Genomic DNA, 15,288 nt, shown 5'->3' with positions numbered 1-15,288 from the left:
TTATAATCCCCCCAATTCAATAATAATGGTTTTGATGAGTGCTACAACAAAAGCTGAAAAAACCCCAAATAAAATTACCGATCCTGCCAGTTTAAAGATATTTCCCCCCACTCCAAGAACAAATCCTTCTGTACGATGTTCAATAGCTGCTGAAATAATGCTGTTTCCAAAACCAGATACAGGAACTGCACTTCCTGCTCCAGCAAATTGGCCGAGCCGATCATATATGCCAAAACCAGTTAATAGCATGGAAAAAAAGATAACTGTTGCACTTGTTGGATTTCCGGATGTCTGCTCTGTAAAGTGAAAAAAATAAATATAGAAATAGGATATAACTTGACCAATTGTACAAATAAGCCCGCCTACAAAAAATGCTTTTAAACAATTTTTAAAAACCGGGCGTTTTGTTTCAAACTTTTTTTCTAATTGTTCATATTGCTGCTGTTGAGGTGTTTTTTGTTTATTTTTTTTATTGGCCACTTTTCTGCCTCCCTTATGTTAATTCTTTTTTCAAGGCAATAATTTGTTTCACTCGTTTATTTGCTTCTTTTTCCGAATAATGATTATGCTCCACGCGGTCGTATAGCCTTACTGTTTCTAAAAAGATTTTAAAATCACTCGATACAGTAAACTTTTCTTCTGGGAAATGATCTTTTAGTTTATCTTTTAATTTCTTTTCAATGCTTTTCATCTTAAGGCGATGCATATGTTCTACCTTATAAGCAACAATGATATCTTTTGCCCCTTTTACAACGGCCACATCATATATTCCGTCTGTGCTGCTTGTTTCTTTTTTTATTTCTTCTACCACCTGCTGATTTGCTCCACTGCTAGTATCTCCAATTACAATTGGCTTTGGATCTATAGTTTTAAGCAAAGCCCATCTGCTTATGCTTGAATATTCCTTTTCACAGCCAGCAAGCAAAAAGCTTAATATAAAAAGGAAATAGACTATTTTTTGTTTATTTTTCATAATATCCCTTCCTATGTATATAGTAGTATTTTTATTGTCCTCGATTAATTGCCTTTTTATGAAAACTTTCCATCACTTCCTATAAACCAATTTTTGTAAAACGCATTTTTCATTTGTATAAAATTATTTGAATCATACAAAAAGAACCCTTTTTTTCAAAAGGATTCTTTTTATTATTTCATATGATCATAAAAGTTATTTAGATGTTTTTTTGCCGCAGCCACAGCCTGATTTTTTTATTTTCTTTTTTTTCTTTGCCACTGGCTTAACAGTTTCTGCAACTTTTTCTGTTTTTTGATTAAACACTCCATATCCCTCCAAAAGTAGTAATAGATACTACTTCTATAGTATGTTTTTATAAATATACCTGTGTGAACAACTTGCCTACTTCAGGCATTTTCCCTTTTTATTCTGTCATCATTAATTTTTGCAATATCACTTCGATAAAAGCTGCTGCTCCAGCTATAGCGAAAACTAATACAAATGGTGCATAGATGGATGGAAATAAATAATACAACAAAATAAGAAAAATTGCGGACCAAACCCCTGTACACCAGTAGCAGCTGATTAATTCTCCAAAAAATCCTCTAACCCTGCCTGATCTTGGCACATAATATACTGTATCTTCTCCCATTTCATTTTTTTCCGTTACTTCCTCAAGCACCAAACTTCGAATAAACTCTGTGATTCTGTCATACACAAGCAGTCTGGTTATTCGAAAGCTTGCCAATACAAGTAAAAGAAAATCCATTAAGCTGATATCCACTCTTATCCCTTCTTTCATCGGTTGCTTAAAGCTATAAAATATTTAGGGAAAATGCCCAAATTTCAAGAAAAAAGGCGTTTGTCCGTAACCCATAAGCCCCTTTGACAATATGTTAGTAGTGTAGTATCGAAAAAGAAAAAGAAAGAAACAAATAAGGAGGAAATAAATTATGGGTTGTGGAAAAAAAGATGATGTTTTAGGTACATCTAGCTGTGTTTGTGAAGTGGTTCGCGCCATTAAAGATATTCAAGATAATGCAGAAGATAATTGCGAGTGTGAAACAAATTGTTTCTCTGAACCATTAGGCTCCCTTGTCTCTCCGACAAAACGCCATAAAGCAGATACTCGTGTATTCACTTTAAAAACTGCTGACGGTTCACCATTCCATGCTTTCTTTAGAGGGGACGACTGTGCATGTGTGTCTATTTTCTTCCGAGTAGAAGAAGTATTTGACAACTGCTGTGCAGTATTAAGAGTTCTTGCTCCTATAAAAAGAACAGAACATGGCAGAGAAACACTTGATATTGTTGGTCATAAAGGCATTGATTTAGGAAAAATTTGCGAATTAGATGGATTCCGCCGTACAAGTGACTGTATTACAGTTGATTTAAAATGCTTCTGTGCAGTTCAATGTATTGCTGACGTAGACTTAGATATTTGTGACTAATAATTACCTAAGCAAACTGGAAAAGCAAGCGGTTATTCCTTTTACCTTATAAAACCAGTCGATTTCGGCTGGTTATTTTATTTGTAACATCTCCTTTATGAATACTGATTTTTTTCTTAGGCTGTTTTTTAAAAGAGTGTTGTTTATCGGATAATTTCCATGAGTAAATCCATGGTTAAAATAGATTGAATGAAGCGAAAAGTGCGAGACTCCTTTGGACAGGCGCTACGTCGAAAAGGCTCACCGTCCGCTCCATAGAAATAACCTAATCCTTTAAAAGCAACAAAGTTTACGAAAACAGCCTTTTCCTATACTGGAAATACTCCTTTTATGTTGGCTGCCACCTAGGTTTGACTCTTTTTCATTTTATGCAGTATTATATCGCTTCATGTTAAAAGGCATAGCTTTTCAGCATACTTCACAAAAAATTCATATTCCAATAAAAAACCTCTTCCTGCTAGAAGAGGTTTTTTATTGGAAGTATTACAAACCAATCATTTTTACTTCCTGTATCTTTGCTAAAGATATTTTCATGACAGATTCATTCATTAGCTTCAATTGAACATAATTATCATCTTTTTCCAAAACAAATCCTCTTACATTCTGATTTTCTGTAATCACAATACAAGGCACAGGTGGAAGCTGCTTTGGAAAATTCAGCAAATAAATAAGCTTTTCATCTATGGACATTTCTTTAAAGCTTTTTAGTCGTTTAAATGCAGATTGTTTATGTTGTTTTTCTTCTTTTCCTTGCGACTCGTTATATTCGATAATTTGCTTTTGCACATCCAAAGAATTGCTGTCTGTAAATTTTTCTGTCGGTACCTGAATAGCTTTTTCTAAAATCTTTTTTTGCTTTTCTAATTGCTGCAGCTGTTCTTCTCTTTTTTTAGATTCTAAATTCGCTTTTTGTTTTTCTTCCTTAAATTTTTTGGAAGAAAAAGTTTTCTGCATCGTATTATTTACAATAGATGGATTAGGTTTTTGAATAAATGCTGGGGAGTTCTTATCTTCTATCTTCTTCTTAGGCATTTTTTTCACCTCCTAAAAAGCACTTATTTTTCTATAATCTTATTTCTCTTAATGTATGCATAAATCACTCAATAAGTTAATAAGTGCCTTTGCTTCATTTTATTAAAAAACATGGATGCTTATTTCTTTTCCAACAAAAAAAACGTTATTTTTCCATATGGAAAAGTAACGTTAGTACATAAAGCATGTCTTATGAAATAATATGATATCCAGAATCCACATGAATATTTTCGCCAGTAATTCCTCTTGCCATGTCACTAAATAAAAATACTGCTGTATCTCCAACCTCTTCTGGAGTAGTAGTTCTTCTTAGTGGAGAACGTTCTTCAATTTCCTTCAGAATGGAATTAAAATCACTGATTCCTTTTGCAGAAAGTGTACGAATTGGCCCTGCAGAAATAGAGTTTACACGAATGCCTTCTTTTCCTAAATCAGATGCTAAATAGCGGACGCTTGCATCCAATGAAGCTTTGGCAACACCCATTACATTATAATTTCTTATTGCACGCTCGCCGCCAAGATATGTTAATGTAACAATGCTTCCTCCTTCTGTCATTAACCCTTTTGCCTCTTTTGCCACCGCTGTTAAAGAGTAAGAACTAATATTATGGGCTAATAGGAATCCTTCTCTTGTTGTATTCATATAATCGCCTTGTAATTCTTCTTTATTGGCAAACGCGATACAGTGGGCAACACCGTGAATAACACCCACTTCTTTTTGAATTTCTTGGAAACAAGCTGCTACTTCTGCATCATTTGTTACATCACAAGGAAGAACAATATTATCTTTTGTATCTAATGTTGCAACAAGATCACGAACACTTTTTTCCAATCTTTCTCCTGCATACGTAAAAATTAAACGTGCGCCTGCTTTATTCAGGGAAGTAGCAATCCCCCACGCAATACTTCTTTTATTTGCAACACCCATCACAACAAAGGTTTTGCCTTTTAACGAAAGAGTCATTCTGTTTCCTCCTATATACTATTACAAGTTATTAGTACCTAGTACTAATTTTACTACAAAGAAGCAAAAAAGAAAAGCCTTGTCCTATAGTCCATTTACTTATTTTTCCTATTCTAAATTTAAGATAAAGAAGGAGCCATCATGAAAACAAAAATAAGCTATCCAATAACTGAAGATCAACTTATTGGATAACTGCATTTTTTATCGACAAAATTCCAGCTTGTTTTTCAACTCTTTTACATACTCTTCTGATCCAGTAACAATTAAATGATCATTATAATGAAGTTCTGTATCCCCATGTGGGACAACCGAATCATTTCCTCGAAAAATTCGGACAAAAATGACATCTCCTGTAAACGGGAATGTTCTTAATGTTATGCCTTCAAAATCTTTATTTTTAAGCGTAATTTCATGCAAAGCTGTTTCGTTGTTTCCTAATAAAGAAAAAATGCTTGGAGATTGAATCAATGCACTCAATAATGTTTTCGTAGATGACAGCATAGAGAATATTTCAATTCCTTCTCTTCTTAGTGCTTCTTCATTTTCTATATCTTCTGCACGACAAATTACTCGATCCACTCCTGCTTCTTTAAAAAATAAGCCCATCTCTGCATTTTTTTCAGTATCACTAGTAGAAACCACTACAATATCAGATAAAAGGATGTCTGTTTGTACTAGAGATTCCTGTGAATATTGATCTAGCTCACTTATTTCAAAAAGTGAATCAGCAATGGTGAAATCCTGTTTTTCCTGCTTTCTATGATAAAAAGTAACTTTATATAAAGAAGACTTTAAATCTTGATATACCTGCATAGTTACTTGATTTACCCCAATAATGGAAACATGGATAACCTTTTCTCCCACCGCTTCTTTTGGAAAAAGTTTTTTAAATACAATTGGTGTAATAATGCAAGAAATGATTGCAACTAAAATAAAAATGCCATTCATTTGCGCTGAGATAATATTCATTCTTTCTCCAATAGCAGCGGCTGCAATCACTAAGGATAATGTCGAAGTCAACAAAAACCCTGAAGCAACAATCGTTTTCATATCATACCATTTTTTCAAATAAAAAATAGGGATTAGCTTGCTTGCCAATAATGCGACTAATAAAAGAGGAATAAATAAAAGCAGCTTTGGATCTGTAAACAAAGACCATATATCCATTTTCACACCAATCATTACAAAAAAAATGGGAATTAAAAAACCATAACCAAAGGAATCCAATTGATGCACTAATTCCTCATTCGGCGATAGCAAGGACACCAACACTCCTGCCAAAAAAGCTCCAAGGATATTTTCTGCCCCAACACTTTCTGATAATGCCACTAAAAAGATAATAAGGGCAAATACAGCTCTTGTGCCAATTTGAACGGTTCCACGTGAAAGAGAATCCATTATTTTATTATTTTTAAATCTTCTCCCTGCTGCATATAATAAAACACCTGCTGCAAATAATACTAGAAGCAGCCATGTATTTCCGCCGCTCTCATGAACAGAAGCAAATATAGCTAACATAATCATGGTAGCCAAATCAGCAATTACCGCAACAAGCAGAATAATTTGGCCAACTGCTGATTTCATAATATTTGCTTCTTTTAAGGTTGGCACCACTACACCTAAAGAAATAGTGGAGATAATGATGGTCATAAGGAAAATACTATCAACAAACCCTGCCCATACAAAACAATAGCTAAGCAAAATAGAAAGAATAAAGATGCCGACAAAAATAAGCATAGATGCATTAAATGGGTTTGGCTCTGATTTTCCATTAGGAAGCTTTTCTCTTTTTTTCTTGTTAGAAAATGCAGAAAAATCAATTTCAAGGCCGCTTAAAAACATTAAAAAGATAAATCCTAAAGTGGATAATGTCTCTAGCCACATATCCTCACTCACAACATTCAATCCACTTTTCCCAATAATCAGTCCCATTAATATCTCTGCCACAACAATTGGGATTACATTTAATTTTAATCGATGAAGCAGAATAGGCGTCAACAACGCCACAACAATAACTATCATTAAAGAAATGATCGATGCCCCGTGCACACCTCATTCCCCCTTTTCATTATATTTTTTTATCCTCATTTAATGGCAAGACAGCACTGACTGTCGTTTCTCTTTATCGAGTTAAATAGCTCATAAACATAGTGGCCATTCCAAAATAAATAAAAATGCTGATAATATCATTTATCGTTGTAATAAATGGACCAGAGGCTACAGCTGGGTCAATGTTAAATTTATTCATGACAATGGGAATAATGGCACCCGCGATTGTCGCCACAATTAATGTTCCTAAAATAGATATCCCCACAAGCATTCCTAAATAAATATCCTGTTGCCAAATAAATACAATAATCGCTACCAGCACTCCACATACCAATCCAGTAATAATTCCTGTTCCAGCTTCTCTTGCAATCAGCTTCCACTTGTTTTCTTTTTCTAAGTCTCCTGTTGCAAGCCCCCGAACCGCAACAGCAAGTGCTTGCGTTCCCGTATTTCCTGCCATGCCGCCAATCAGCGGGATAAATACTGCCAAAATGGCTACTTGATTTAATGTTTCCTCAAATCTGCCAATAAGGCTTGCTGTAAACATTCCAAGAAACAATAAAATAATCAGCCAAGGCAATCTTTTTTTTGCTGCTGAAAATGGATGCTGGTCAATAAAATCCATATTCGATACTGCAGCAAATTTTGAATAGTCCTCGGATGCTTCTTCTTCTAATACATCAAGAATATCATCCACAGTAATAATTCCAAGCAATCTTTGCTGAAAATCAACAACTGGCAATGCTAAAAAGTCATAGTCTCGCATTTTTCTGGCGACATTTTCCTGATCTTCACTTACGCCAACAGAAAATACTCTTTCCTGCATAATATCAGCAATTAGCACATGGTCATCACTAACAATAAGACTTCTTAAAGATACAACACCGGCTAGACGCTTATTCTTGTCTACTGCATAAATATAATAAATAGTTTCAGCATCTGGTGCTTCTCTTTTTAAAATATTCATGGAAGAAGCAACTGTTTGATCTGTAGGAATGCTGATATATTCCAGAGTCATAATACTGCCAGCCGTATCTTCCTCATAATCCATTAATGCCTTCACATTATCTGCAGCCTCTTTCTCCATAATCGCCAGATAGCTAATTGCCTGATCTTTCTCTAAAGCATTTAATATATCAACAGCATCATCGGCAGACATATCTGCTAGCATTTCGGCAACATAAGATGGAATTAGAGTAGCTAATAGCTCTTGATATTCCCAGTCGTTCATTTCTAGATTTTCAAACAAATAGGCCATTTCATTTGGGGATAAATAGGAAAAAACCCTTTCTTTTGTTTCTTTCTCCAATTCCTTAAAAAATGAAGCTTGATCATAAGGATGAAGTTCTAAAAATTCTTTTCTAAATGCACTTAAGTATTCATTTTGTAAAGAATGGAGCAAGTCCTCAAATTTATAGGTGTGTGCAGTTCCTTGTTCTGGCATATTTTTTTCCTCCTTCCAAAATTGATATGTTTTTTATAGTAACAAAACATACGTCATTTGTCGTGAATAACCTATTAATTATCTTTTTTTTAAATAAATATTTTTTGATGGACCAGATTATTTTCCCCTTATTTAAATAAGTAAAACCCTTTTTACATTTTTCTTTTTTATATCATCTGTTTTTTTATATAGGTGTTCTTTGTGCAATTAAGGATAAAATAGAAAATATATTTTAATTTAGCTTAATAAATTGGAAAATTAAACGGAGGATTTTTAATGAAATTAGATATTGTAGGAGATATTCACGGCTGTTTTGCTGAATTTCAACAGTTGACTAAATTGTTAGGATATCGTTGGGAGCAAAACTATCCTATTCACCCTGAAGGAAGAAAACTTGCTTTTGTTGGGGATTTAACAGATCGCGGCCCTAATTCTTTAGCAGTAATTGAAACCGTTTGGAACCTAAGCAAAAAGGAGCAAGCCTTTTATGTGCCTGGCAATCATTGCAATAAGCTTTACCGTTATTTATTGGGAAATAAGGTTCAAATTACGCATGGACTAGAAACAACCGTTGCAGAACTTAAATCTTTAAACGAAAAGAAGCAAAAAAAAATAAAGCAAATGTTTATCGAACTGTATGAAAATGCCCCATTATATCATCTTTTGGATAATGGCCAATGCATTATTGCACATGCAGGAATTCGCGAAGATTATATCGGCAAGTATACCAATAAGGTGAAAACATTTGTATTATATGGAGATATTACAGGTCAAACACATGAAGATGGCTCTCCTGTTCGTAGAGATTGGGCCAAAAATTACCATGGAAAAGCTTGCATCGTTTACGGACATACTCCAGTTAAAGAAGTGCGGACAATAAATAATACTTACAATATTGATACAGGCGCAGTATTTGGAGGGAAGCTCACAGCACTTCGTTATCCAGAATTGACAACCTTATCTGTTTCTTCCACCATGCCTTTTGCAGAGGAAAAATTTAAAACTTTTGCATAAAGATAAAGTGAAGTTTTCATCCCCTATTGCTGGAAACTTCACTTTATCTCAAAACCTGGAAATGCTCTTACAATAAGCGCTGCATATCTTTAGGAAGGGGAGCAGAAAAAGAGCAGCCTCTCCCCGTAACAGGGTGAATAAATTCAAGAGAGGCACAATGAAGTGCTTGCCTGCTGATAAGCGTCCTTTTTCCCCCATATAAATCGTCTCCTAATAAGGGATGGCCCATATTTGACAAATGAACCCTGATTTGATGGGTTCTGCCAGTTTCTAAAGATAGTTCTACTACTGAAAAATCATCATGGACTCCTTGTACGGAAAAATGTGTAATAGCGGTTTGTCCGTCGCTTCTTACCTCTCTTTTAATGATACTGTCGTCCGAACGGCCTATCGGTTTATCAATTATTCCCTTAAATTCTTGAAATTGACCTTCTGCAAAAGCAATATAACATCTGCTGATTGTTTTTATCTTTTGCTGCTTGCTCAACAAATGATGAATATGCCGATGTTTTGCAATAAGGACAATTCCGGATGTATCTCGGTCCAATCTTGTCACGATATGGGTAGTCGCATTAAGGCTTTTGCTGTTATAATAGCCAACTAACCCATTGGCGAGACTCCCTCTTGGATGCTCTCTTGATGGGATTGTGCTCATGCCATGCTCTTTATTTACAACTAAAAGACAATCATCTTCATATAAAATATTTAAAGGCAACTTCTCTGCCAATAGTCCGCTGCTCTGTATTTCAGGAGGAAAAAGAATCGTCACATGATCATGTTCTTTTAGCAAATAGCGAACATTTTCTTCCATGCTATTCACCAATATTTTTCCGCCTTTAAACTTAATATCTGTTAATGCTGCTTTCGATACATTTTTTTCTTTAAGAAAATCCCGGAGCAGCATTTTTTCTTTTTCTCCGACTATCCACTCTAGCTTAAACACTGACAATTTTGTTCATCCTTTGCCATTACTCTGAAATAAACGAATCATGCACTCTTTTCCAAAACGGAAAAGATCTGTATCTAGCAAATCGAATCTTTTCATCTGCCACACGATACTGTATTGATTTAACTTCTTTATGCAGCAGCGTTAAATGATCTACAGAAATTTGGAGTTTTTGCCCATTTACTGGTCTTAGAACACATTTATGATGTGCAGGCAATATTAATGGCGATCCTACCGTCCGGAAAACACGATTATTAATGGATGCCATTTCTGCTAATTGAATGGCTTCAAGGGCTGGATGGACAATTGCACCGCCCAACGCTTTATTATAAGCCGTACTGCCAGATGGTGTAGAGATGCATAACCCATCTCCTCGAAATCTTTCAAAATGCTCTCCTCTTATTTCCACATCCATCACAAAAGTTCCCTCAATACTTTTAACCGTTGATTCATTTAATGCTAAATACCTTGTTTCCTTTTCTTCCCCTTCATAATGAACAACTATTTCTAAAAGGGGATACTCCACCGGCTCATAGGAAGTTTTTGCGATAGCAATGACCAATTTTTCCAATGCATCTGGCGTCCAATCTGCATAAAATCCCAAGTGGCCAGTGTGCATGCCTACAAAAGCCGTTTTATCTAAACGGCTGCTGTATCGGTGAAATGCATATAAAAGGGTTCCATCACCACCAACAGATATTACAATGTCTGGCTCTTCCTCATCATATTCTAGTTCAAAATCAAGCAAATATGTTTTAATCAAATCCATTAATTTATCTGATTTTGAATCCCCTTTTGAGGTTACGGCAAATTTCATTGTACTATAGCTCCTCTTTCAACAATTTATCCTTATGCAACGGACAGCAAAACCTTCTGCCTAAATAAATTAGGAGAAAGTTCAAGGAAGAAGTCTTGCTCATAAAAAACCTTATAGCAAGAACTTTCCACAATCATTTGCTTTATACAATTGTCAGTCTCAACAAAACTGCTAATCATTTTTATCCAACAATTGCTTCCCTTAAAATCAGTCTTTTTTTGTTTCTTTTTTTCTATTAAAAATTGCCTGGGCTTCTTGGATTTCTCCTCGTATAGTAGACATTTCTTCATCTAAACGAAATGCCGCTTCTGCCGCACTTTGCAATCTCATTTGAATATCCTTTGGAAATTGGCCCTTATATTTATAATTAAGAGAGTGTTCAATTGTTGCCCAAAAATTCATCGCAAGTGTGCGAATCTGTATTTCCATTAAAATTCTTTTTTCTCCCTTTATCGTTTGTACAGGATATGTAATGACAACATGATAAGATCGGTATCCACTTTTCTTTTTATGTAAAATATAATCTCTTTCTTCTACTATCTCAAAATCATTTCTTTTTCTTAATAGTTCTACTACTCTTATAATATCGTCAACAAATGGACACATCATACGCAGCCCTGCGATATCTTGCATCTCTGTTTCTAGCTTATCTAATGGAATACCCTTTACATTCGCTTTATCTAAGATACTTGCAATTGGTTTTACTCGTCCTGTCACAAACTCAATGGGAGAATGCTCATCTTCCTGATTAAATTGGCTGCGCATTCCTTTTAACTTTACCTTCAACTCATCAACCGCTTGTTTGTAAGGGGCCAAAAACTGCTCCCAATTCTTCATATGTATAACACCCCATTTTCATAGGCTCCCCTAGATCGATGTTTATTGCGTTTTTCTGATAAAATATCCGTTATTTTTGCAGAAATGCCGCTTCTACAGCCTTCTCCATTTCCTCTCCATAATTTCCATTTCCTTCTATATTCTGAATTAGATAGTCTAATTCTTCAAAAAATTTCTCTAAAGCTATTTTTTTGCTGCCATTGCTTATATAAACAAGGAGCTCAGAATCTTTGCTTTCTTTTATTTCATTCCAATATTCTTTTCCAATCACCAAATAAACATAATGATCATCTGTTTCTAATAAATAGATAAAACTTAGATCATCAGAATCCACTAACATCTGTCCCGCTGGCTTTATATGATCAAATGGAATCGACTGATCCACACTTAAAATTAGTTCTTTTTCCATTAATTCTGCTTTTATAATTTGTAATTTTTTATTCATTTTTCACCCTCCATACTACGCACTATTTTACCACATCCATTTAATTTCTCCTAAACATTGAAGTTAAATAGAAACAACGCGATAATAAAGGATAAAGAAGCCTACTCTTCAACAATGCAAAAAAAGGATTTATTCATCCAAGAAAGGATTTAAAAATATGACGCAAAATATCGAAATAGAATTTAAAAATTTATTAACGAAAAAGGAATATTTACAATTAAAAAGCCATTTTGACATAAAAGATGAGGATTTATTCAAACAAGAAAATCATTATTTTGACACAAGTGATTTTCTCCTTAAAAAAAATAAGGCAGCACTAAGAATTCGAAAAAAACAAGATTTTTACGAATTAACTTTAAAACAACCACATAAGGATGGTCTGCTAGAAACAAATAAAACACTTACACCACAAGAAAGTGAGGATATCTTTAAAACAGGTGCCATTAAAGAGAATCAAATAATAAATTTATTAGCACAAATGGATATTCCCTCACACAATATCCAATATTTCGGTTCTTTGTCTACTATTCGGGCAGAAAAAAAAATTGGAAATGGTTTACTTGTTTTAGATCATAGTTTTTATTTAAATGAAGAAGATTTTGAGTTAGAATATGAAGTGACTAATCGACAAAAAGGACTAACGGATTTCGAGCGAATTCTACAAAAATTCCAGATACCAAAGCGCCAAACAAAAAATAAAGTTCAGCGCTTTTATGATAAAAAATACGAACAGCAAAGCTAATAACTGCTGTAAACATATCTTCGCTAACTATTTGGAGGATGTTCATGAAAATTGATCAATTAAAAGCCTTATTGGAACTACAAGCCATGCAAAATTTTTCATTAGGCAACAGCAACAGTACAAATAGCGCAAACTCATCTCTATTTCAGGAATTGCTTGGAAACATGACAACAGATGCATCACTATCAACAAACAATATCTTGGAAAACACTCTTGGTTCTGCTGTGTTATCCAACACAAATGCAAATAGTGTGGCATTGCTGCCAAAGAGCTTAACAAAATTAACAAATTCATCCAGCACGAATTCAGACTATCAAAAGATTATTCAAGAGGCTGCTTTAAAATATAATGTGCCGGCAAAGCTGATCGAATCTGTTATTAAGGTAGAATCCAACTTTAACCCAAATGCTACCAGCTATGCTGGAGCTTCAGGATTAATGCAGCTTATGCCTAGCACAGCCAAATCCCTAGGCGTAACCAACGCCTTTAATCCAGAAGATAATATTATGGGAGGAACAAAGTACCTAAGCCAAATGCTGGATAAATATAACGGTAATGTCAAAATGGCGTTGGCAGCGTATAATGCCGGTCCGGGGAACGTTGACAAATACGGTGGAATCCCTCCATTTAAAGAAACACAAAACTATGTTGAAAAAGTGACAAACCATTACTTTGCATAATCTCTCATCATTTAGAGGACTAATAAATTTTTATATTCCAAGACTCCTTCTGCTATGGAAATTTATAAACTGTAGCAAGAAGGTTTTGGAACTGCATTTTATTTCATTCACCGCTTAAATCCAAAAATCAAGGTAGATTTCCTGATAGATATTGGATGCATTTTGAAACTTATTCTATTCTCCACAAGCTATTTATTTGTACAAAGAAATCACCATTGCTAAAATATAAAATATACAGCAATAATTAACTGCTATCCTATTCGTCGCAATATCCGTATTAATAGTAACTACTTGTATGAATAAAGGAGTTTTTTTGATGGTTGAAAAAATGCCCACACCTTATGAAATGATTGGTAAAGACACATTAAGTAAACTCGTAGACGCTTTTTATAAACGTGTAGCAAGCCATCCTGATCTGGCTCCTATCTTTCCTAAAGATTTAACAGAAACTGCCCGTAAACAAAAGCAATTTCTTACTCAATATTTAGGAGGGCCCTCTCTTTACACCAATGAGCATGGCCACCCGATGCTGCGGGCTAGACATTTGCCTTTCCCCATCACAGAAAAACGAGCAAATGCCTGGTTATCCTGTATGTATGATGCAATGAATGAAATAGAGCTGGATGCATCTATCCGCGAAGGATTATTTTCAAGACTTGCTTTAACAGCAAAACACATGATTAATTCGGTGGAAAATGAAAATAAAAAAGGTGATAACACGTGATAGAAAAAGAATTATTCACATCCAACCCGAACACAGCTTATGACAGTTGCCATGACAGCAAACCACTTGAAATATATTTATTTATTGATCCGCTATGCCCTGAGTGCTGGGCACTTGAGCCCATTATAAAAAAACTGCAAATTGAATATGGACAATATTTTTCTTTAAAGCATGTTGTAAGCGGAAGACTGTCTGCACTTAACTCATGTAAAAAGAACAATTACAGCACAATTGCAGAATTATGGGAAAAAACAGCTAGCAGAACTGGCATGTCCTGTGACGGTTCTGTCTGGTTTGAAAATCCAATTGTCTCACCCTATTTAGCTTCTATTGCGCTTAAAGCCGCAGAACTCCAAGGAAGAAAATCAGGTTTGCGTTTTTTAAGAAAGCTCCAAGAAATGCTTTTTCTGGAAAAACAAAATGTAGCAACATTTGGCGTGCTAAAAGAATGCGCTAAAGATGTTGGCCTTGATGTAGTCGAGTTTGTCGCAGATATCCATTCTGAAACTGCCGCCAAAGCATTTCAGTGTGATTTAAGAATTACATCAGAAATGGAAGTGACAGAAAGTCCAACACTTGTATTTTTTAATGAAAATATTGAAGAAGAAGGAATTAAAATTACAGGCTATTATTCATATGAAATATATGTTCAAATCATAGAGGAAATGCTCCAAATGGTTCCGGAAAAGGCAGAACCGCCATCACTTGAAGCTTTTTTAAAGTGCTTTAAGCTTGTTGCTTCAAAGGAACTTTCCGTTGTATATAATAAATCTATTCAAGAAATCGAAAGAGAAATGAAAAAATTACAATTAAAACAGCTAGTAGAACAAATCCCTGCAAAGTACGGCATGTTTTGGAAATATATAGATTAGCAAAAAAAGGATAAGAAAAAAATACTTATCCTTCCCTAACCGTATGTATGATGTTTACTATTGTTAATGTATTCAAAAGGGGCACACAATAAAAAAAGGGCTTGACGTCACAGCGCAAGGCCTTTTTTCATTTTTATTACGAACAAAGGGGATGGGAGAAATTTTTCACGGTCAAACAAAGGGGTATAAGTTTGTTTGTGATTAACTTCACAACGTAATATTATCACAGTAATTTAGTGTTTTCAACAACTTGTGATTCTGTTCACAAAATAGACAAATATTAAAATTAATGTTCGCAAATAAAAGCATACGAAAT

Annotated in this window: 17 protein-coding genes; 6 read left to right on the top strand and 11 right to left on the bottom strand. The window is 34.6% G+C overall.

The annotated features are described in order from the left end of the window. The 3 genes from spoVAC to NCCP28_RS06065 all read right to left on the bottom strand — a co-directional run bounded on the left by spoVAC (nt 1) and on the right by NCCP28_RS06065 (nt 1,739). Nucleotides 1-480, bottom strand: coding sequence for a stage V sporulation protein AC (gene spoVAC / locus NCCP28_RS06075; RefSeq protein ID WP_248560512.1), 480 nt, complete (start codon nt 478-480; stop codon nt 1-3). Nucleotides 481-493: 13 nt separating this feature from the next. Then, nucleotides 494-973, bottom strand: a complete 480-nt coding sequence (locus tag NCCP28_RS06070) for a YhcN/YlaJ family sporulation lipoprotein (protein ID WP_248560511.1) — start codon at nt 971-973, stop codon at nt 494-496. Between the two features lie 406 nt (nt 974-1,379). Then, nucleotides 1,380-1,739 carry a DUF1360 domain-containing protein gene (locus NCCP28_RS06065; RefSeq protein WP_248560510.1) on the bottom strand — a complete coding sequence of 120 codons (360 nt, stop codon included), beginning with the start codon at nt 1,737-1,739 and terminating at the stop codon, nt 1,380-1,382. Between the two features lie 169 nt (nt 1,740-1,908). On the opposite strand from NCCP28_RS06065, the gene NCCP28_RS06060 reads away from it, so the two are divergent. Then, complete coding sequence (locus tag NCCP28_RS06060; RefSeq protein WP_248560509.1) at nt 1,909-2,406, top strand: CotY/CotZ family spore coat protein; 498 nt, start codon at nt 1,909-1,911, stop codon at nt 2,404-2,406. A gap of 483 nt (nt 2,407-2,889) precedes the next feature. Here NCCP28_RS06060 and NCCP28_RS06055 read toward each other — a convergent pair whose 3' ends face one another. The 4 genes from NCCP28_RS06055 to mgtE all read right to left on the bottom strand — a co-directional run bounded on the left by NCCP28_RS06055 (nt 2,890) and on the right by mgtE (nt 7,895). Further along, nucleotides 2,890-3,438: a CotO family spore coat protein gene (locus NCCP28_RS06055; protein WP_248560508.1), complete on the bottom strand. Its 549-nt coding sequence runs from the start codon at nt 3,436-3,438 to the stop codon at nt 2,890-2,892. A gap of 190 nt (nt 3,439-3,628) precedes the next feature. Further along, nucleotides 3,629-4,402 carry an enoyl-ACP reductase FabI gene (gene fabI / locus NCCP28_RS06050; protein ID WP_248560507.1) on the bottom strand — a complete coding sequence of 258 codons (774 nt, stop codon included), beginning with the start codon at nt 4,400-4,402 and terminating at the stop codon, nt 3,629-3,631. Between the two features lie 201 nt (nt 4,403-4,603). Further along, a complete protein-coding gene (locus NCCP28_RS06045; RefSeq protein ID WP_248561102.1) occupies nt 4,604-6,424 on the bottom strand; it encodes a monovalent cation:proton antiporter family protein in 1,821 nt (606 codons plus the stop codon). Nucleotides 6,425-6,524: 100 nt separating this feature from the next. Then, the gene (gene mgtE / locus NCCP28_RS06040) at nt 6,525-7,895 is read right to left on the bottom strand and encodes a magnesium transporter (RefSeq protein WP_248560506.1); all 1,371 of its coding nucleotides are present in this window, start codon (nt 7,893-7,895) and stop codon (nt 6,525-6,527) included. Nucleotides 7,896-8,171: 276 nt separating this feature from the next. Between mgtE and prpE the strand changes: the two genes are divergently transcribed. Next, on the top strand, nt 8,172-8,909 hold the full coding sequence (gene prpE / locus NCCP28_RS06035; RefSeq protein WP_248560505.1) for a bis(5'-nucleosyl)-tetraphosphatase PrpE: 738 nt from the start codon (nt 8,172-8,174) through the stop codon (nt 8,907-8,909). 67 nt (nt 8,910-8,976) lie between these two features. Here the strand turns inward: prpE and NCCP28_RS06030 are convergent, their stop codons facing one another. The 4 genes from NCCP28_RS06030 to NCCP28_RS06015 all read right to left on the bottom strand — a co-directional run bounded on the left by NCCP28_RS06030 (nt 8,977) and on the right by NCCP28_RS06015 (nt 11,954). Continuing rightward, complete coding sequence (locus tag NCCP28_RS06030; protein ID WP_248561101.1) at nt 8,977-9,852, bottom strand: RluA family pseudouridine synthase; 876 nt, start codon at nt 9,850-9,852, stop codon at nt 8,977-8,979. Nucleotides 9,853-9,877: 25 nt separating this feature from the next. Beyond that, nucleotides 9,878-10,672, bottom strand: coding sequence for an NAD kinase (locus NCCP28_RS06025; protein ID WP_248560504.1), 795 nt, complete (start codon nt 10,670-10,672; stop codon nt 9,878-9,880). A gap of 207 nt (nt 10,673-10,879) precedes the next feature. After that, on the bottom strand, nt 10,880-11,509 hold the full coding sequence (yjbM, locus tag NCCP28_RS06020) for a GTP diphosphokinase (RefSeq protein ID WP_282579527.1): 630 nt from the start codon (nt 11,507-11,509) through the stop codon (nt 10,880-10,882). A gap of 70 nt (nt 11,510-11,579) precedes the next feature. Further along, on the bottom strand, nt 11,580-11,954 hold the full coding sequence (locus NCCP28_RS06015) for a UPF0738 family protein (protein ID WP_248560503.1): 375 nt from the start codon (nt 11,952-11,954) through the stop codon (nt 11,580-11,582). 157 nt (nt 11,955-12,111) lie between these two features. On the opposite strand from NCCP28_RS06015, the gene NCCP28_RS06010 reads away from it, so the two are divergent. The 4 genes from NCCP28_RS06010 to NCCP28_RS05995 all read left to right on the top strand — a co-directional run bounded on the left by NCCP28_RS06010 (nt 12,112) and on the right by NCCP28_RS05995 (nt 14,972). Continuing rightward, nucleotides 12,112-12,696, top strand: a complete 585-nt coding sequence (locus NCCP28_RS06010; RefSeq protein ID WP_248560502.1) for a CYTH domain-containing protein — start codon at nt 12,112-12,114, stop codon at nt 12,694-12,696. 44 nt (nt 12,697-12,740) lie between these two features. Beyond that, nucleotides 12,741-13,376, top strand: coding sequence for a lytic transglycosylase domain-containing protein (locus NCCP28_RS06005; RefSeq protein WP_248560501.1), 636 nt, complete (start codon nt 12,741-12,743; stop codon nt 13,374-13,376). A 316-nt stretch (nt 13,377-13,692) separates the two neighbouring features. Continuing rightward, entirely contained in the window at nt 13,693-14,100 is a 408-nt protein-coding gene (locus NCCP28_RS06000; protein ID WP_248560500.1) for a globin domain-containing protein, read from the top strand. Next, nucleotides 14,100-14,972, top strand: coding sequence for a ClpXP adapter SpxH family protein (locus NCCP28_RS05995; protein ID WP_248561099.1), 873 nt, complete (start codon nt 14,100-14,102; stop codon nt 14,970-14,972). Before NCCP28_RS06000 ends, NCCP28_RS05995 begins: the two co-directional genes overlap by 1 nt. Nucleotides 14,973-15,288 lie beyond the last annotated feature (316 nt).

The sequence above is a fragment of the Niallia sp. NCCP-28 genome (assembly GCF_023168165.1).
Classification (GTDB): domain Bacteria; phylum Bacillota; class Bacilli; order Bacillales; family Cytobacillaceae; genus Niallia.
Note: the sequence above shows the minus strand (reverse complement) of the source record. Positions and strands in the feature narration are given on the sequence as shown.

Excerpts from the sequence above, each read along its gene's own strand:
- NCCP28_RS06070 (WP_248560511.1), bottom strand. The coding sequence starts at position 973 with ATGAAAAATAAACAAAAAATAGTCTATTTCCTTTTTATATTAAGCTTT.
- NCCP28_RS06060 (WP_248560509.1), top strand. The coding sequence starts at position 1,909 with ATGGGTTGTGGAAAAAAAGATGATGTTTTAGGTACATCTAGCTGTGTT.
- NCCP28_RS06055 (WP_248560508.1), bottom strand. The coding sequence starts at position 3,438 with ATGCCTAAGAAGAAGATAGAAGATAAGAACTCCCCAGCATTTATTCAA.
- fabI (WP_248560507.1), bottom strand. The coding sequence starts at position 4,402 with ATGACTCTTTCGTTAAAAGGCAAAACCTTTGTTGTGATGGGTGTTGCA.
- NCCP28_RS06045 (WP_248561102.1), bottom strand. The coding sequence starts at position 6,424 with ATGATAGTTATTGTTGTGGCGTTGTTGACGCCTATTCTGCTTCATCGA.
- mgtE (WP_248560506.1), bottom strand. The coding sequence starts at position 7,895 with ATGCCAGAACAAGGAACTGCACACACCTATAAATTTGAGGACTTGCTC.
- prpE (WP_248560505.1), top strand. The coding sequence starts at position 8,172 with ATGAAATTAGATATTGTAGGAGATATTCACGGCTGTTTTGCTGAATTT.
- NCCP28_RS06025 (WP_248560504.1), bottom strand. The coding sequence starts at position 10,672 with ATGAAATTTGCCGTAACCTCAAAAGGGGATTCAAAATCAGATAAATTA.
- yjbM (WP_282579527.1), bottom strand. The coding sequence starts at position 11,509 with ATGAAGAATTGGGAGCAGTTTTTGGCCCCTTACAAACAAGCGGTTGAT.
- NCCP28_RS06015 (WP_248560503.1), bottom strand. The coding sequence starts at position 11,954 with ATGAATAAAAAATTACAAATTATAAAAGCAGAATTAATGGAAAAAGAA.
- NCCP28_RS06010 (WP_248560502.1), top strand. The coding sequence starts at position 12,112 with ATGACGCAAAATATCGAAATAGAATTTAAAAATTTATTAACGAAAAAG.
- NCCP28_RS06005 (WP_248560501.1), top strand. The coding sequence starts at position 12,741 with ATGAAAATTGATCAATTAAAAGCCTTATTGGAACTACAAGCCATGCAA.
- NCCP28_RS06000 (WP_248560500.1), top strand. The coding sequence starts at position 13,693 with ATGGTTGAAAAAATGCCCACACCTTATGAAATGATTGGTAAAGACACA.